Origin of the sequence: Mycolicibacterium grossiae, assembly GCF_008329645.1 — a bacterium.
In the GTDB taxonomy this organism is placed as follows: Bacteria; Actinomycetota; Actinomycetes; order Mycobacteriales; family Mycobacteriaceae; genus Mycobacterium; species Mycobacterium grossiae.
In genome coordinates, this window is record NZ_CP043474.1 from 4,643,897 (window position 1) to 4,661,385 (window position 17,489).

A 17,489-nucleotide genomic window follows, 5' to 3' on the forward strand; every position below is an offset into this window, starting at 1 on the left:
GGCTCAGTCGTGCAACACCTTGAGCCCGATCACCGAGGCGGTGATCAGCGCCAGCAGCACGATCTTCGTCGCCGACACGGCCTCGTCCCCGGTGGCGAACGAGTAGGTGGCGGTCAGCACCGCTCCGATCCCCACCCACACCACGTAGCTGGTGGCGACGGGGAGGTCGCGCATGGCGTACGCCAGGCCCGCCATCGAGAGGAGCACGGCCACCGCGAACACGACCGTAGGAACGGGCTTGGAGAAGCCCTCCGACTTGCCGAGCGCCACCGCCCACACGGATTCCAGGACGCCGGAGACGACGAGTACGAGCCAGGACACGGGGCACCTCCAGGGCGCCGTCTTGTCGCTGGCCGGGTACGGTGCTGCTCGTCCGGTGTCGCCGGACGGCGACCTCCCCAACCTACCCGCGCAGCTACCCGAGCCGGGTCATCCACCCGTGGGTGTCCGCGAAGGTCCCGCGCTGGATGCCGGTCAGCGTGTCGCGCAGCGCCATCGTCACCTCACCGGGCTGCCCGTCGGCGATCGTGAAGTCGCCGTCGCCGGACTTCACGTGCGAGACGGGCGTGATGACCGCGGCGGTGCCGCACGCGAACACCTCGGTGATCTCGCCGGCGGCGGCCTTCTTCTGCCACTCGGCCACGTCGATCTTGCGCTCCTCGACCGCGAAGCCGGCGTCGGTGGCCAACTGCAACAACGAGTCTCGCGTGATGCCCGGCAGCAGGGATCCGCTCAGCTCCGGCGTGACGAGCCGCGCGGACCCGCCACTGCCGAAGACGAAGAACAGGTTCATGCCGCCCATCTCCTCGACGTAGCGGCGTTCCAGCGCGTCGAGCCACACCACCTGGTCGCAGCCGTGGTCGGCGGCCTCGGCCTGCGCCAGCAGCGACGCCGCGTAGTTGCCGCCGAACTTGGCCGCCCCGGTGCCGCCCGGGCTGGCCCGCACGTACTCGGTCGACAGCCACACCGACACCGGCTTGATGCCGCCCTTGAAGTAGGCGCCCGCGGGCGACCCGATCACCATGTAGCGGTACTGCGTGGCCGGACGGACGCCGAGGCCGGGTTCGGTGGCGAAGATGAAGGGCCGCAGGTAGAGCGACTCCTCGCCGCCGGCCGCGGGCACCCAGCCGCCGTCGACGGCGATGAGCTGACGCAACGACTCGATGAAGACCTCGTCGGGCAGCTCGGGGATGGCGAGCCGGTGCGCCGAGCTGCGTAGCCGCGCGGCGTTGGCCTCGGGACGGAACGACACGATCGACCCGTCGGCCCAGCGGTAGGCCTTCAGACCCTCGAAGACCTCCTGCGCGTAGTGCAGCACGATAGCCGACGGATCGAGTTCGATCGGCCCGTAGGGCAGCACGCGGGCGTCGTGCCAGCCGCGGCCCTCGGTGTAGTCGATCGAGATCATGTGGTCGGTGTGGTACCGGCCGAACCCGGGCTCGCGGAGGATGTCGGCTCGTACCTCGTCGCTTGCCGGGGTGGCGTTCGGGGCAAGCGAGAACTCGAGGTGGCCGTTGGTCATGGAGAAATCGTACAACTCGCGACTAGCGAGTTTTCGCGTCCACGAACGGGGGCTTGACCACCTCGCACTCCAGCGCGCGGCCCCGGACGTCGACGCTGACGAGCTGCCCGTCGGCGACGTCGGCCGCGGTGTCGATCAGAGCGAGCGCGATGCCGACCTTGAGTGTCGGAGAGAACGTTCCGGACGTCGTCACGCCCACCGGCGTGCCGTCGGCGAGCACCGTCATGTCGGCGCGCAGCACGCCGCGGCCGGTGGCCTTGAGGCCGCGCAGCAGCCGCTTCGGACCCGCCTCCTTCTCGGCCACCAGGGCGTCGCGGCCCCAGAACACGTCCTTGCGCCAGCCGACCGCCCAGCCGCAGCGCGCCTGCACCGGCGAGATCGTCGGTGACAGCTCGTGGCCGTGCAGCGGGTAGCCCATCTCGGTGCGCAGGGTGTCGCGCGCACCGAGGCCGGCCAGCTCGCCGCCGGCGTCACGGACCCTTCCGACGAGCGCGTCGAACACGACGCCGGCGCGTTCCCACTCCGGCAGCAGCTCGTAGCCCTGCTCGCCGGTGTAGCCGGTGCGGCAGACCCGCACCGGCACGCCGTCGACCTCGGCGTCGGCCCACCCCATGTAGTCCATGTCGGTCGGCAGGCCGAGCCCGCCGAGGACCTCCGCCGACTTCGGACCCTGCACGGCGAGCACCGCGTAGGACCGGTGTTCGTCGGTGACGGTGATGCCGGCGGGGGCGCTGGCCGAGAGGGCGGCGACGACGGCGGCGGTGTTGGCCGCGTTGGGTACCAGGAACACCTCGTCGTCGGAGACGTAGTAGGCGATCAGGTCGTCGACGACGCCGCCGGACTCGGTGCAGCACAGCGTGTACTGCGCCTTGCCGGGGCCGATGCGGGTGAGGTCGTTGGTGAGTGCGGCGTTGACGAAGGCCGCGGCGCCCGGGCCCTTCACCAGCGCCTTGCCGAGGTGGCTGACGTCGAAGAGGCCGACGGCGGTGCGCGTGGCGTTGTGCTCGGTGACGGTGCCCGCGTAGGACACCGGCATCAGCCATCCTCCGAATTCGGCGAAGCTGGCGCCCAGCTCGCGGTGACGGTCCTCCAGGGGGCCATGCAGCACGTCGTCGGTCACGTGCCCACCCTAGTGCCCACGTGATTAGGGTTGATGCGATGAGCACCGCACCCGGATACCAGTCCCCTGCCGTCACCGTGGCCTCGAGCCTGCCCAAGCGGCCGAAGGCGTCGTCGGTGCTGATCGTTCCCGTGGTCGCCGCCGACGGCGACGGCCCGGGCGACGCGCGGGTGGTCGCGACCGACCTGCTCGACGCGGCCGCGGTCGGCGAGATCGAATCGGCGCTGCGGGCCCTCGGCGCCAAGGGCGGCGCCGACCAGGTGACGCGCGTGGTAGCGCCGTCGCTGCGGGTGGCCAGCGTGCTGGCGGTCGGTCTCGGCTCCGCGCGCGAGGCCTGGACCCCCGAGGCCATCCGCCGCGCCGCGGGCGTGGCGGCCCGTGCGCTGTCGGGGACGGAGTCCGTCATCACGACGCTCTCCGAACTCGACGTGGCCGCGGCCGTCGAAGGGCTGATCCTCGGCGCCTACCGCTTCACCGACTTCCGCAGCGCGAAGACGGCGCCGAAGGACGCGCCGCTGCAGGAGATCACCGCACTGTCGACGGCCAAGGGCGCCAAGGACCTCGCCGTGCGCGGCGCCGACGTCGCGACCGCGGTCGCCACCGCGCGCGACCTCGTCAACACCCCGCCGAGCCACCTCTTCCCGGCCGAGTTCGCCCGCCGGGCCAAGGCGCTCGGCGAGTCGGTGGGCCTCGACGTCGAGGTGCTCGACGAGAAGGCGCTGGACAAGGGCGGTTACGGCGGCATCGTGGGCGTCGGCAAGGGTTCGTCGCGGCCGCCGCGGCTGGTCCGCCTGACGTACAAGGGCAGCGGCCGCAAGCGCAAGCGGGTGGCGCTGGTGGGCAAGGGCATCACGTTCGACACCGGCGGCATCTCCATCAAGCCGGCCGCGAACATGCACCAGATGACGTCCGACATGGGCGGCGCCGCCGCGGTGATCGCGACGGTCGTGCTGGCCGCCAAGCAGAAGGTGGGCGTGGACGTGATCGCGACGGTGCCCATGGCGGAGAACATGCCGTCGTCCACGGCGCAGCGGCCCGGCGACGTGCTGACCCAGTACGGCGGCATCACGGTGGAGGTGCTCAACACCGACGCCGAGGGCCGCCTGATCCTGGCCGACGGCATCGTGCGCGCCTGCGAGGACGACCCGGACTACCTCATCGAGACGTCCACGCTGACCGGTGCGCAGACGGTGGCGCTCGGCGGTCGCACGCCCGGCGTGATGGGCAGCGACGCGTTCCGCGACCGGGTGGCGCGGCTGTCGCAGCAGGTCGGCGAGAACGGCTGGCCGATGCCGCTGCCCGAGGAATTGAAGGACGATCTCAAGTCGACGGTCGCCGACATCGCCAACGTCAGCGGCTCGCGCTACGCCGGCATGCTGGTGGCCGGGGTCTATCTGCGCGAGTTCGTCGCCGACGGCGTGCAGTGGGCGCACGTCGACGTCGCCGGGCCGGCCTACAACACCGGCGGTCCGTGGGGTTACACCGGCAAGGGTGGCACCGGCGTTCCGGTGCGGACGATGTTCGCGGCCATCGAGGACATCGCAACCAACGGCTGATCGGGCTGCCGCAGCCAACGGCTGAGCGCTAGAGGACGCTGCCGCGGGCGGTGCTGCGCAGGATCTGCGGCGCCACCCGCGACGTCCCGTACAGCAGGTAGGCCTCGGGAGCGACGGGCCGGATCGGCGTGTCCTTGGCGACCGCCGAGAGGATCGCGCGGGCCACCTTGTCGGGTCCGTAGCGGCGGGCCGCGAACAGCGCCTCGAGTTGCCGGCGTCGCCCGGCCACCTGCCCACCCTTGCCCGCCGGCGGGTCGAAGCGGGTGGTGTGCACGATGTTGGTGTCGATGACGCCCGGGCAGACGGTGGTCAATCCGATTCCGGCAGCAGACAATTCGGCACGCAGGCAGTCGGAGAACATGTAGACCGCCGCCTTGGAGGTGCAGTAGGCGTTCATCGACTGCAGCGGCGCGTAGGCGGCCATCGAGGAGACGTTGACGACGTGGCCGCCGGTGCCGCGGTCGACGAGCCGTCGGGCGAAGGCGCGGCAGCCGTTGACGACGCCGCCCAGGTTGACGTCCAGCACGCGGTCCCACTGCTCGGCCGGGGTGTCCAGGAACGACCCGGCCTGCCCGATCCCGGCGTTGTTGACCACGATGTCGGGAACGCCGTGCGCGGCGCAGACCTCGTCGGCGAAGGCCTCGACGGCCGCGGCGTCGGACACGTCCAGCACGTAGGCGTGGGCGGTGCCGCCGCGCGCGGCGACCCGAGCGGCGGTCTCGCGGACGCCGGCCTCGTCGACGTCGCTGACGATGACCTCGGCACCCTCGGCGGCGAAGGCCAGCGCGGTCTCGCGTCCGATGCCGCTGCCCGCCCCGGTCACCGACACCAGCGTGTCGCCGAAACGGTCACGGGCGCGGCCGATTTCGGCGCGGCGCAGGGCACGTGCGGGTGCCGCGCCGTCGAGGTGGTCGGCCAGTTCGGCGACCGCTGCGGCGAGGACCTGGGGATGCGACATCGGTGACCAGTGCCCGGCCCGCACGTCGCGCCGCCACAGCCGCGAACACCACCGGGACGCGTCGTCGTAGAGGTACGGGCGCACGAAGGGGTCGCGGGCGTTGACGAGGAGTTGCACCGGCACGTCGACGCGGTGGTCGCGTCGGCCGCCCGCGAGCGCGCGAAAGTAATTGGCGGGGTACACCTTCAGACTGGCGACGGCGTCCGCGCGATGGGTCGGCGCGTGGTGCACGCGGTCGGCGGGGATGCCGTCCCGCCGTCGCAGGATGCCGTCCAGGACGCCGGCGCGCAGGCCGATCCGGACGGCCAGCGGCGCGAGCACCGGGATCGAGAAGAACGCCATGTAGGTCAGCCGGACGAGCTGCACGATCGCACGGGCGAAGCGACGCGGCCGGTAGGGCTGGGTCAGGGCGCCGACGACGAAGCGGTGTAGGTGGTCGGTGCTCGGCCCCGAGACCGAGGTGAACGAGGCGATCCGCTGCGCGGCCTCCGGCCGGGCGAGGTACTCCCAGACACCGACCGACCCCCAGTCGTGGGCGAGCACGTGCACGGGCCGGTCCGGCGAGACCGCGTCGAGCACGGCGGCGACGTCGTCGGCGTAGCGGGCCATCGCGTGCGCGGCGACCGGCTTCGGCGCGTCCGACCCGCCGACGCCGCGATTGTCGTAGCGGACCACTCGGAAGCGGTCGGCGAGCAGCGGCGCGACGCCGTCCCACAGCACGTGCGAATCCGGCCAGCCGTGTACCAGCAGCACGGTCGGGCCGTCGGGGCGGCCCTCCTCGTGGACCGCGAGCCGGACGCCGTCGGCGCTGGTGACGGTCCGCTGGCGAGCGGTCATCGGTCCTCGAGTTCGCGACGCGCAGCGCGTTGACGTTCGATGCGCCGCTTGGCGTCGTAGTCGCGCATCCGCTGCGGGTAGCCGACCTTCTGCACGTCGTAGACGGGGATGCCGAGGCGTTGGTTGAGCCGGCGGGCGCCGGCCGGACCGCCGGTGCGGCGGCGGGTCCACTCGCCGTCGGCGGCCACCAGCACGACGGTCAGTTCGGTGACGGTGGTCTGCGGTTCCACGAAGGCCTCGACGCCGGTGTGCGTGGCGACCCACTGGCGCAGGTACGCGAGGTCGGCGGCGGAGTCGTCACCCGCGCGGCCGCGGCCCGCGCCGCGGCGGCGGAACACGTCGAACAGTCCCACGTCGACTCCACTCCTTCCGTCACAGCCGGTGCCATCGGCTCTCTCGATAGTGCCAGAGCACGCAGTCCGCCGGTCCGCGACGACCGGCGCACCCGAACGTGGAAGGATGGGTGGCGCGAGAATTCGACAGGCACGCGCGACCGTTCGAGGAGTCAACACACATGGCCATCTCCGTCCAGATGCCGGCACTCGGTGAGAGCGTCACAGAGGGCACCGTCACGCGATGGCTGAAGCAGGAGGGTGACACCGTCGAGGTCGACGAGCCCCTGCTCGAGGTCTCGACCGACAAGGTGGACACCGAGATCCCGTCGCCGGCCGCCGGTGTGCTGACCAAGATCATCGCGCAGGAGGACGACACCGTCGAGGTCGGCGGCGACCTCGCGACGATCGGCGAGGAAGGCGAGGACGCCGGCTCCGATTCCTCCGGCTCCGATGACGCCGGCGACTCCGGCTCGGACGACGCCGATTCCGGCGATGCGGGTGAGTCCGGCGCGGAGGCCGAGAGGCCCGCCGAGGAGCCGGCCGCCCAGCCCGAGACGGCGTCCGAGGAGACCGAGGAGCCGGCCGAGTCCGAGCCCGAGTCGAAGCCCGCCGAGTCGAAGCCCGCCGCCGCGAGCGGATCCTCCGGCGGCGACGCCACGTCGGTGAAGATGCCCGAGCTGGGCGAGTCGGTCACCGAGGGCACCGTCACCCGGTGGCTGAAGAAGGTGGGCGACAGCGTCGAGGTCGACGAACCCCTCGTCGAGGTCTCCACCGACAAGGTGGACACCGAGATCCCGTCCCCGGTGGCCGGCACGCTGCTGTCGATCAGCGCCGAGGAGGACGACGTCGTCGAGGTGGGCGGCGAGCTGGCGAAGATCGGCGCCGAAGGCGCCGCGACGGCCGAGCCCGAACCGGAGCCCGAGCCGGAGCCGGAACCCGAACCGGAGCCCGAGCCGGAGCCCGAACCCAAGCAAGAGACCAAGCCCGAGCCCGAGCCCGAACAAGAGACGAAGCCCGAGCCCGAGTCCAAGCCGGAGCCGAAGCAGGAGTCGAAGCCCGAACCCGAGCCGAAGCAGGAACCGGCGTCCTCGGATTCCGGATCCTCGGATTCCTCCTCGGATGCCAGCCCCTACGTCACGCCGCTGGTGCGCAAGCTCGCCACCGAGCACGGCGTCGACCTCGCGTCGGTGAAGGGAACCGGCGTCGGCGGCCGGATCCGCAAGCAGGACGTGCTGGCCGCGGCCGAGGCCGCGAAGGCCCCGGAGCCGGCGGCCGAGCCGGAACGGCCCGCCGCTGCGCCGGCCGCCAAGGCGTCGTCGGCACCGGCCCCGGCGCTGTCGCACCTGCGCGGCACCACGCAGAAGGCCAACCGCATCCGTCAGATCACGGCGAAGAAGACGCGCGAGAGCCTGCAGACCACCGCGCAGCTGACCCAGACCCACGAGGTCGACCTGACGAAGATCGTCGCGCTGCGGGCGAAGGCGAAGGCGAGCTTCGCCGAGCGGGAGGGCGTCAACCTGACGTTCCTGCCGTTCTTCGCGGTGGCAGTCGTCGACGCGCTCAAGGCGCACCCGAACGTCAACGCCAGCTACGACGAGGACAGCAAGCAGATCACCTACTACGACGCCGAGCACCTCGGCTTCGCGGTGGACACCGAGCAGGGCCTGCTGTCCCCCGTCGTGCACAACGCCGGCGACCTCTCGCTGGCGGGTCTGGCGCGGGCGATCGCCGACATCGCCGCGCGTGCCCGCTCCGGCAACCTCAAGCCCGACGAGCTGAGCGGCGGCACGTTCACGATCACCAACATCGGCAGCCAGGGCGCGCTGTTCGACACGCCGATCCTGGTGCCGCCGCAGGCGGCGATGCTGGGCACGGGCGCGATCGTCAAGCGGCCGCGGGTGATCGTCGACGAGTTCGGCAACGAGTCGATCGGCGTGCGGTCGGTGGCCTACCTGCCGCTGACCTACGACCACCGCCTCATCGACGGCGCGGACGCCGGCCGGTTCCTCACCACCGTGAAGCGACGTCTCGAAGAAGGAGCCTTCGAGGCCGACCTGGGCCTGTAGGGCGGAGCGAGCGACGTGACCTTCCCGGGCGGCAACTCGGTGATCGCGATCGCGGGCTCCTCCGGTCTGATCGGTTCGGCGCTGGTGACGGCGCTGCGCGCGGCCGATCACCGGGTGCGCCGCATCGTGCGCAAGGCGCCGACGCATGCCGACGACGTGTTCTGGAACCCGGCGACCGGTGAGTTCGATCCGGCCACGCTGAGCGACGTCGACGCCGTGGTGAACCTGTGCGGTGTCGGCGTCGCCGACAAGCGGTGGTCGGGGGCGTTCAAGCAGAGCCTGCGTGACAGCCGGATCGCGCCGACCGAGGTCCTCGCCCAGGCGGTGGCGGCCGCCGGGGTGCCGGTGCTGGTGAACGCCAGCGCGGTCGGGTTCTACGGCGACACCCGCAACCGCGTCGTCGACGAGAGCGCCCCCCGCGGCGACGGCTTCCTGGCGCGCCTCTGCGAGGACTGGGAGGCCGCCACCGGCGCGGCCGCGGCAGCCGGTGCCCGGGTGGTCCTGCTGCGCACCGGGCTGGTGCTGTCCCCGTCGGGAGGGCTGCTCGCCCGGCTGCGGCCGCTGTTCGCGCTCGGGCTCGGCGCCCGGCTCGGCAATGGGCGGCAGTACATGCCGTGGATCAGCCTCGAGGACGTGGTGCGCGCCGTGCTGTTCGCCATGGGCCACGACGACGTCGCGGGCCCGCTCAACCTCACCGGCCCCGCGCCGGTGACCAACGCGGAGTTCACCGCGGCCGTCGGGCGGGCCGTCCACCGGCCGACCCCGTTGGCCGTGCCCGGCATCGCGTTGCGCACGATCCTCGGCGAGTTCGCCGAGGAGGGGCTGCTCGGCGGTCAGCGGGCGATCCCCGCGGCGCTCGAGCGGGCCGGATTCGCGTTCCATCACAACACCATCGGCGAGGCGCTCGCCTTCGCCACGGCACCGAAGAGCGGCGGCTGACGCGAGTACCGTGAACACCATGGCAGCTGGGTCCCCGAAGGCGTCGGTCCGCAGCGCGGCGACACCGGTGGACGTCCGCCGTCTCGGCACCGTCGAGTACCGCGAGGCGTGGGACCTGCAGCGCGAACTGGCGGCGGCACGGGTGGCCGGTGGGCCCGACACGCTGCTGCTGCTCGAGCATCCGCCGACCTACACCGCGGGCAAGCGCACCGAGCCGCACGAGCGGCCGCACGACGGCACCCCGGTGATCGACACCGACCGGGGCGGCAAGATCACCTGGCACGGTCCCGGACAGCTCGTCGGCTACCCGATCATCGGGCTCGCCGAGCCCATGGACGTCGTCGAGTTCGTCCGGCGGCTCGAGGACGCCCTCATCGCGGTGTGCGCCGATCTCGGCGTGCCGACGCGTCGCGTCGCGGGCCGGTCGGGGGTGTGGGTGGCCGCCGACGATCCCGCGGTCGGCTTCCGGCCCGCCCGGAAAATAGCCGCGATCGGCATCCGGGTGGCCCGGGCGACGACACTGCACGGCTTCGCCCTGAACTGTGATTGTGATCTCGGCGCCTACGGGTCGATCGTGCCGTGTGGCATCGCCGACGCCGGCGTCACCTCGCTGACCGCGGAACTCGGCCGCCGCGTCGCCGTCGACGACGTCGCCGAGCGGGTGGCCGCGTCCGTGCGCGACGCCCTCGACGGCGTGGCGGCAGTAGCATTGACGTCGTGAGCGTCGACCCGGGAACCCGCAAGCTGCTGCGCCTCGAGGTCCGCAACGCCGAAACGCCCATCGAGCGCAAGCCGCCGTGGATCAAGACGACGCTGCGGACCGGCCCCGAGTACAAGGAACTCAAGGCGCTGGTGCGCCGCGAGGGCCTGCACACGGTGTGCGAGGAGGCGGGCTGCCCCAACATCTACGAGTGCTGGGAGGACCGCGAGGCCACGTTCCTCATCGGCGGCGAGCAGTGCACCCGCCGCTGCGACTTCTGCCAGATCGACACCGGCAAGCCGGCCGACCTGGACCGCGACGAGCCGCGCCGGGTGGCCGAGAGCGTGCAGGCGATGGGTCTGCGTTATTCCACGGTGACGGGCGTCGCGCGCGACGACCTGCCCGACGGCGGCGCGTGGCTGTACGCCGAGACGGTTCGGCAGATCAAGGCGCTGAACCCGAACACCGGCGTCGAGCTGCTCATCCCGGACTTCAACGCGATTCCCGAGCAACTGGAGACGGTGTTCGAGACCCGCCCGGAGGTGTTGGCGCACAACGTCGAAACCGTGCCGCGCATCTTCAAGCGGATCCGGCCGGCGTTCCGCTACCAGCGCAGCATGGACGTCATCACCGCCGCCCGCGACTACGGTCTGGTGACGAAGAGCAACCTGATCCTCGGCATGGGCGAGACGCCCGAGGAAGTCCGCGCCGCACTCGACGACCTGCTCGCGGCGGGCTGCGACATCGTCACCATCACCCAGTACCTGCGGCCCTCGGCGCGGCACCACCCCGTGGAACGGTGGGTCAAGCCGGAGGAGTTCGTCGAGCACCAGGAGTACGCGCAGCGCATCGGGTTCATCGGCGTGCTGGCCGGTCCCCTGGTCCGCAGCTCGTACCGCGCCGGCCGGCTCTACGCCGAGGCTGCGCGCATCCGGGCCGCCGCTTCGTCCTGACCGCCTCGTCCTGACCGGGGCCATCCCCGTATCCTGGACCAATGGCGAAGACGCGCAACAAGGCCGAACTGAAGGCCGCCAAGGCCGAGGCGAAGGCCACCCGCAAGGCGGCCGCCAAGGAGCGGCGCAGCCAGCTGTGGCAGGCGTTCCAGATCCAGCGCAAGGAGGACAAGCGCCTCCTGCCGTACATGATCGGCGCGTTCGTGGTGATCGTGGCGGCGGCCGTCGTCGCCGGCATCCTGAGCGGCAGCACGTTCACCCTCGCGACGCTGGTCCCCCTCGGCGTGGTGCTCGGCGCGCTCGTCGCGTTCATCGTGTTCGGCCGGCGCGCGCAGAAGTCGGTCTACCGCAAAGCGGAGGGCCAGACCGGCGCGGCGGCATGGGCGCTGGACAACCTGCGCGGCAAGTGGCGCGTGACCCCGGGCGTCGCGGCGACCGGTCACTTCGACGCCGTGCACCGCGTCATCGGCCGCCCGGGCGTGATCTTCGTCGGCGAGGGTGCCGCCCAGCGCGTCAAACCCCTGCTGGCGCAGGAGAAGAAGCGGACCGCCCGCATCGTCGGCGACGTGCCGATCTACGACTTCGTCGTGGGCAACGGCGAGGGCGAGGTACCGCTGTCGAAGCTCGAGCGGCACCTGACCAAGCTGCCCGCCAACATCACGGCCAAGCAGATGGACTCGCTGGAGTCCCGGCTGGCCGCGCTGGGGTCGCGCGTCGGCCCCGCCGCGATGCCCAAGGGACCGCTGCCGGGCAACGCCAAGATGCGCGGTGTGCAACGCACGGTGCGCCGCCGCTGACCGTCCCGACGCCGATCGGCGATTACGCCGCCACCGTTATTTGACGTAGGCAACAATATGCGGCGTGTGTACCGCATGCGCCTGGGCCCCGCACTTCGCCGCCCTGGGCGCCCCCACCACCCGCCGCACGGCATTGCGCACCGCCGCCGCGGTCGTCCTCGCGGCGACCGCCGTCACGGCCTGCTCGTCCGGGTCGACCTCGTCCGGAGATGACGCGGGCGCCGGCGGGAACGCGGACGCCGACTCGGCCGCGGACGTCGTCCTGCACAACGGACGCGTCTACACCGTCGCCGGCCCTGCACCGTGGGCACAGGCGGTCGCCGTGCGCGGCAACGTCATCGCCTACGTCGGCGACGACCCGGGCGCCTTGGCCCTGGCCGGCCCCGGCACGCGCGTCGTCGACCTGGGCGGCAAGCTGCTCATGCCGGGCTTCGTCGAGGGGCACATCCACCCCTTCCTGGGGGCGTTCCTCGGCCACGGCGTCGACCTGCAGGTGGACACCAAGGACGACGCGCTGGCCGCCATCGCGGCGTACGCCGCAGAGCACCCCGACGGGCCGGTGCGCGGATTCGGCTGGCGGGTGGACATGTTCGGCCCCGACGGTCCCACCCGGGCGGACCTCGACCGCGTCCTGCCCGACCGGCCGGGCTTCATCTTCGCCATCGACGCGCACAGCATGTGGGCCAACAGCGCGGCCCTCGAGGCCGCCGGCGTGGGACGCGACACCCCGGATCCGGTACCCGGCTTCAGCTACTACGCCCGCGACGCGCACGGCGACCCGACCGGCTACGTCCTCGAGATCAACGCGGTGCTGAGCCTCGTCAACGCCGTCGACCCGATCTCCCCCGACGGCATGCAGCGCATGCTCGAGGAGTGGCTGCCCCGCGCAGCCGAGGCGGGCATCACGTCGGTGTTCGACGCCGGCGTGCCGCCGGTCGGCGGCGACCAGGCCGAGATCATCGCCCTCTACGCCGACGTCGAGGCCAAGGGCGCCCTGCCGTTCCGCGTCGTCGCCTCCTACAGCGTCAAGTCCCCGCCCTTCGACGACGCCGTCGCGAAGCTGACCGAGGCGCGCCGGCGGGTCCGGACCGACCTCGTCGACGTCAGCGTCGTCAAGATCGTCGGCGACGGCACCCAGGGCGGCTACACGGCCTGGCTCATCGAGCCCTACGCCGACGAACCGGACTCGACCGGCGGCTCGCCGTTCACCGAGGCGCAGTGGCACGACATGATCGCCGCGATCGACGCCGCCGGGATCGACGTGCACGTGCACGCGTGTGGGGAACGCACCACGCGCGTCGCCCTGGACGCGATCGAGAAGGCGATCGCCGCCAACGGTCCGCGGGACCGCAGGCATGCGATCGCCCACCTCGTCTACGTGCAGGACCCGGACAGCGCGCGGTTCGCCGCCACCGGCGTGGTTGCGCAGTTCTCGGCCAACTGGTTCTCCGCCGATCCCGACACCGTGCTCAACATGGCCGCGCGCTACGGGTCGCCGCGCAAGGACCTCTTCTACCGCGCCCAGGACGTGCTGCGCTCCGGCGGGCGCATCTCGCTGGGCACCGACTGGCCGGCCGCGGGCTACTTCTCCACCTACCGGCCGCTCGACTCGATCCAGATCGGCGTCACCCGGCAGCTGATCGGCCGCCCCGACGCGCCGGTCCTCGCGCCGGCCGACCAGGCGCTCTCGGTCGCCGAGGCCGTGCACGCCAACACCCTCGGCGCGGCCTACCAGATCCGGCTCGACGACCGCGTCGGCTCGATCGAGGTCGGCAAGCTCGCCGACCTCATCGTGCTGGACCGCAACATCCTCGAGGGCGACCCGCACGACATCCACGCCGCCAAGGTCGTGCTGACGATGATGGACGGCCGCGTTCGGCACCAGGCGTGACGGCCCTACCTCCGGATGGCTACCTGCGGATGACGACGGTCTTCGAGGCGAGGTCGTGCAGGCCGCGGTGATCGGCGTCGGTGAACAACGCGGGGATGACGAGGACGATCAGCACGCCGCGCAGCAGCGCCCGACCCCATCCGACGTGGTCGCGACCGTCGGCCGTCGCCACCATCAGGCCCAGCGCGTACTGGCCCGGGGTGAAGCCGAACAACCGCACCGCCACCACCCCGAGCACCAGCCAGATCACCAGCACGGCCGTCGAGAGCGCCCCGGACGACACCCAGCCGAGCGCGATCGCCAGACCGGCGAGGCCGTAACCGATCAGCCAGTCGATCAGCAGCGCGCCCATGCGCCGGCCGAACCGCGCGATCGACCGCGACCCCTGATCGGGCAGGCCGAGGCGTTGACCGGGGTAGTCGCCGTGGGTCGGGTCCCCCGCGCCGGGCGGCGGACCGGACAGCCACGAACCGAAGCTGCGCGCCATGGCCCCAGCATAGGAGGAGCCGCATTGCGTAACGTCCACGCAACATCCGGTTGACTGGCGTGCAACATCGTGTCCATAGCGTCAACCGGCGGGTTACCAGACAAGGAGAGCATTAGTGGCAGAAAAGACCGCCGATGACATCATCAAGCTGATCACGGACGAGAACGTCGAGTACGTCGACATTCGGTTCTGCGACCTGCCCGGTGTCGTCCAGCACTTCTCGATCCCGGCTGCGGCCTTCGACGAGAGCGTCTTCGAGGACGGGCTCGCGTTCGACGGCTCCTCGGTCCGCGGCTTCCAGAGCATCCACGAGTCGGACATGATGCTGCTGCCGGATCCCGAGACCGCGCGGATCGACCCGTTCCGCAATGCGAAGACGCTGAACCTCAGCTTCTTCGTGCACGACCCGTTCACCCGCGAGGCGTACTCGCGCGACCCGCGCAACGTCGCCCGCAAGGCGGAGAACTACCTCGCCTCCACCGGCATCGCCGACACCGCCTACTTCGGCGCCGAGGCCGAGTTCTACATCTTCGACTCGGTCAGCTTCGACTCGAAGATGAACGGCACCTTCTACGAGGTCGACTCCGAGTCGGGCTGGTGGAACTCCGGTGAGCCGTTCGAGGCCGACGGCAGCCCCAACCGCGGCTACAAGGTGCGCCCCAAGGGCGGCTACTTCCCGGTCGCCCCGTACGACCACTACGTCGACCTGCGCGACGAGATGTCGACCAATCTGCAGAACGCCGGGTTCATCCTGGAGCGCGGTCACCACGAGGTGGGCACCGCCGGCCAGGCCGAGATCAACTACAAGTTCAACACGCTGCTGCACGCAGCCGATGACGTGCAGTTGTTCAAGTACATCATCAAGAACACCGCCTGGGCGAACGGCAAGACCGTCACCTTCATGCCCAAGCCGCTGTTCGGTGACAACGGCTCCGGCATGCACGCCCACCAGTCGCTGTGGAAGGACGGCAAGCCGCTGTTCCACGACGAGGCCGGGTACGCCGGGCTGTCGGACCTCGCCCGCCACTACATCGGCGGCATCCTGCATCACGCGCCGTCGCTGCTGGCGTTCACCAACCCGACGGTGAACTCCTACAAGCGCCTGGTGCCGGGCTACGAGGCCCCGATCAACCTGGTCTACAGCCAGCGCAACCGCTCCGCCTGCGTCCGCATCCCGATCACCGGCAACAACCCGAAGGCCAAGCGCCTCGAGTTCCGTTGCCCGGACAGCTCGGGCAACCCGTACCTGGCGTTCGCGGCCATGCTCATGGCCGGCATCGACGGCATCAAGAAGAAGATCGAGCCGCTGACCCCGGTCGACAAGGACCTCTACGAGCTGCCGCCGGACGAGGCCGCCGCGATCCCGCAGGCGCCCACCTCGCTGTCGGCCGTCATCGACAAGCTCGAAGAGGACCACGAATACCTCACCGAGGGTGGCGTCTTCACCGAGGACCTCATCGAGACGTGGATCTCCTACAAGCGCGAGAACGAGATCATGCCCGTGCAGATCCGTCCGCACCCGTACGAGTTCTCGCTCTACTACGACGTGTGAGTCGGCTCCGCCGACGCGACGTGTGAGTCGGCTCCGCCGACGCGACGTGTGAGTCGGCTCCGCCGACGCGACGTGTGAGTCGGCTCCGCCGACGCGACGTGTGAGTCGGCTCCGCCGACGCGACGTCTGAGTCGCCACCCGCCCGGGTTCTGCCCGGGCGGGTGGTGTCGTTTCGGGGGTCACCCGGCGAGGGCCCGCCGCAGCGCGGCGACGAAGGCGTCGACGTCGTCCGCGGTGGTGTCGAAGGCGCACATCCACCGCACCTCACCGCACCGGTCGCGGCATTCCAGTCGTAGAACCGGAACTCGGAGCGCAGGCGGTCGGCGACCCCCGGCGGCAGCACGGCGAACACCGCGTTGGCCTGGGTGGCCTGGGTGACGGTCACGCCCGGCAGATCCTGCACCGCGGCGCGCAGCCGGGCGGCCATGGCGTTGGCGTGGGCGGCCGAGCGCAGGTACAGGTCGTCGCTCAGCAGCGCGACGAGCTGCGCCGAGACGAAGCGCATCTTGCTGGTCAGCTGCATGTCGAGCTTGCGCAGGTAGGTCAGTCCGTCGCACGCCGACGGGTCGAGCACCACGACGGCCTCGCCGAACAGCAGCCCGTTCTTGGTGCCACCGAAGGACAGCACGTCGACGCCGGCGTCGGTGGTGAAGGCCCGTAGCCCGACGCCGAGGAAGGCGGCGGCGTTGGCGATCCGGGCGCCGTCGACGTGCAGCCGCATGCCGCGGGCGTGCGCGTGGTTGGCGATGGCGCGGACCTCGTCGGGCGTGTACGCGGTGCCGAGTTCGGTGGTCTGCGTGATGGATACGGCCAGCGGTTGCGCGCGGTGCTCGTCGCCCCAGCCCCAGGCCTCGCGGTCGATCAGTTCCGGGGTCAGCTTGCCGTCGGGGGTCGGCACGGTGAGCAGCTTGAGGCCGGCGACGCGTTCCGGGGCGGCGTTCTCGTCGGTGTGGATGTGCGCGGTCGACGCGCAGATCACCGCACCCCAGCGCGGCAGCATCGACTGCAGGCCGATCACGTTGGCGCCGGTGCCGTTGAACACGGGGAAGGCCTCGGCCGCGTCGCCGAAGTGCTCGGCGATCACCTCCTGCAACCGTGCGGTGTACGCGTCGCCGCCGTAGGCGGTCTGGTGTCCGCCGTTGGCCGCCGCGATCGCGGCGAGCACCTCGGGGTGCGCGCCGGCGTAGTTGTCGCTGGCGAAGTCGCGGCGGTCGGGGTCATGCAGGCGCAGGCCGTCCTGCGGGTCGTGGGTCACCCGTCCAGTGTGACGGCCGAATCCGCTCGGCGACCGGCGCGCCCACCTATCCGGACCCAAGTCCGAATAGTAATCTCTCCCCCATGAACCGACTGGAGTCCCGGCTCGCCGCCGTCACGCCCGCCATGTTGAGCGTGTTCCGCATCGTCTTCGGCCTGCTCTTCACCGTGCACGCCACCCAGAAGCTGTTCGCGTGGCCGGTCGCCGGTCCCAGCGGCGGCGCGGTGCCGGTGGGCACGTGGCCGTACTGGTGGGCCGGCGTCATCGAGCTGGTCGTCGGCCTGCTGCTGCTGGTCGGCCTGGTGACCCGGCTGGCCGCGTTCGTCGGTGCCGGCGAGATGGCGTTCGCCTACTTCACCCAGCACCAGCCGTCCGCGCTGTGGCCCATCGAGAACGGCGGCGAGCTGGCCGTCCTGTATTGCTTCGGCTTCCTGCTACTGGTGTTCGCCGGTGGCGGCGCCTACGCGGTGGACGCCATGCGATCGTCGACCACCCGCCGACGGTAGCCCTGACGCGGGCCG

At 71.4% G+C, this 17,489-nt stretch carries 15 protein-coding genes, 1 pseudogene and 1 riboswitch; of the genes and pseudogenes, 9 read left to right on the forward strand and 7 right to left on the reverse strand.

Features of this window, described 5'->3' with window-relative positions:
* Positions 1–3: 3 nt before the first annotated feature.
* The 3 genes from FZ046_RS22320 to gcvT all read right to left on the reverse strand — a co-directional run bounded on the left by FZ046_RS22320 (position 4) and on the right by gcvT (position 2,642).
* A complete protein-coding gene (locus FZ046_RS22320) occupies positions 4–321 on the reverse strand; it encodes a DMT family transporter (protein WP_070356257.1) in 318 nt (105 codons plus the stop codon).
* Between the two features lie 11 nt (positions 322–332).
* Positions 333–398, reverse strand: a riboswitch (guanidine-III (ykkC-III) riboswitch).
* Positions 399–415: 17 nt separating this feature from the next.
* A complete protein-coding gene (locus tag FZ046_RS22325) occupies positions 416–1,522 on the reverse strand; it encodes a branched-chain amino acid aminotransferase (protein WP_070356256.1) in 1,107 nt (368 codons plus the stop codon).
* 22 nt (positions 1,523–1,544) lie between these two features.
* Positions 1,545–2,642, reverse strand: coding sequence for a glycine cleavage system aminomethyltransferase GcvT (gene gcvT / locus FZ046_RS22330; RefSeq protein WP_070356255.1), 1,098 nt, complete (start codon positions 2,640–2,642; stop codon positions 1,545–1,547).
* A gap of 38 nt (positions 2,643–2,680) precedes the next feature.
* Here gcvT and FZ046_RS22335 point away from each other — a divergent pair, with 38 nt between their 5' ends.
* Positions 2,681–4,198, forward strand: coding sequence for a leucyl aminopeptidase (locus FZ046_RS22335; protein WP_070356254.1), 1,518 nt, complete (start codon positions 2,681–2,683; stop codon positions 4,196–4,198).
* A gap of 28 nt (positions 4,199–4,226) precedes the next feature.
* Here the strand turns inward: FZ046_RS22335 and FZ046_RS22340 are convergent, their stop codons facing one another.
* Positions 4,227–5,993 carry an SDR family oxidoreductase gene (locus FZ046_RS22340; protein WP_070356253.1) on the reverse strand — a complete coding sequence of 589 codons (1,767 nt, stop codon included), beginning with the start codon at positions 5,991–5,993 and terminating at the stop codon, positions 4,227–4,229.
* Positions 5,990–6,346 (reverse strand): oxidoreductase, encoded by a 357-nt coding sequence (locus tag FZ046_RS22345; RefSeq protein ID WP_070356252.1) that lies wholly within the window; start codon positions 6,344–6,346, stop codon positions 5,990–5,992. Before FZ046_RS22345 ends, FZ046_RS22340 begins: the two co-directional genes overlap by 4 nt.
* 161 nt (positions 6,347–6,507) lie before the next feature.
* Between FZ046_RS22345 and sucB the strand changes: the two genes are divergently transcribed.
* The 6 genes from sucB to FZ046_RS22375 all read left to right on the forward strand — a co-directional run bounded on the left by sucB (position 6,508) and on the right by FZ046_RS22375 (position 13,674).
* A complete protein-coding gene (gene sucB, locus FZ046_RS22350; RefSeq protein WP_149484320.1) occupies positions 6,508–8,394 on the forward strand; it encodes a 2-oxoglutarate dehydrogenase, E2 component, dihydrolipoamide succinyltransferase in 1,887 nt (628 codons plus the stop codon).
* 15 nt (positions 8,395–8,409) lie between these two features.
* Entirely contained in the window at positions 8,410–9,333 is a 924-nt protein-coding gene (locus FZ046_RS22355) for a TIGR01777 family oxidoreductase (RefSeq protein WP_070355669.1), read from the forward strand.
* 19 nt (positions 9,334–9,352) lie between these two features.
* Positions 9,353–10,054: a lipoyl(octanoyl) transferase LipB gene (gene lipB, locus FZ046_RS22360; protein WP_070355685.1), complete on the forward strand. Its 702-nt coding sequence runs from the start codon at positions 9,353–9,355 to the stop codon at positions 10,052–10,054.
* A complete protein-coding gene (gene lipA / locus FZ046_RS22365; protein WP_070355670.1) occupies positions 10,051–10,986 on the forward strand; it encodes a lipoyl synthase in 936 nt (311 codons plus the stop codon). Before lipB ends, lipA begins: the two co-directional genes overlap by 4 nt.
* Positions 10,987–11,027: 41 nt before the next feature.
* Positions 11,028–11,783, forward strand: a complete 756-nt coding sequence (locus FZ046_RS22370) for a DUF4191 domain-containing protein (RefSeq protein ID WP_070355671.1) — start codon at positions 11,028–11,030, stop codon at positions 11,781–11,783.
* Positions 11,784–11,847: 64 nt separating this feature from the next.
* Positions 11,848–13,674, forward strand: a complete 1,827-nt coding sequence (locus FZ046_RS22375) for an amidohydrolase (protein WP_070355672.1) — start codon at positions 11,848–11,850, stop codon at positions 13,672–13,674.
* Positions 13,675–13,693: 19 nt separating this feature from the next.
* On the opposite strand, the gene FZ046_RS22380 is transcribed toward FZ046_RS22375, so the two are convergent.
* Complete coding sequence (locus FZ046_RS22380; RefSeq protein WP_070355673.1) at positions 13,694–14,161, reverse strand: RDD family protein; 468 nt, start codon at positions 14,159–14,161, stop codon at positions 13,694–13,696.
* A 115-nt stretch (positions 14,162–14,276) separates the two neighbouring features.
* On the opposite strand from FZ046_RS22380, the gene glnA reads away from it, so the two are divergent.
* Entirely contained in the window at positions 14,277–15,713 is a 1,437-nt protein-coding gene (gene glnA, locus FZ046_RS22385; RefSeq protein WP_070355674.1) for a type I glutamate--ammonia ligase, read from the forward strand.
* A gap of 179 nt (positions 15,714–15,892) precedes the next feature.
* Here glnA and FZ046_RS22390 read toward each other — a convergent pair.
* Positions 15,893–16,968, reverse strand: a pseudogene (locus FZ046_RS22390) (threonine aldolase family protein).
* 83 nt (positions 16,969–17,051) lie between these two features.
* Here FZ046_RS22390 and FZ046_RS22395 point away from each other — a divergent pair.
* Positions 17,052–17,474 (forward strand): DoxX family protein, encoded by a 423-nt coding sequence (locus FZ046_RS22395; protein WP_070355675.1) that lies wholly within the window; start codon positions 17,052–17,054, stop codon positions 17,472–17,474.
* Positions 17,475–17,489: the final 15 nt, after the last annotated feature.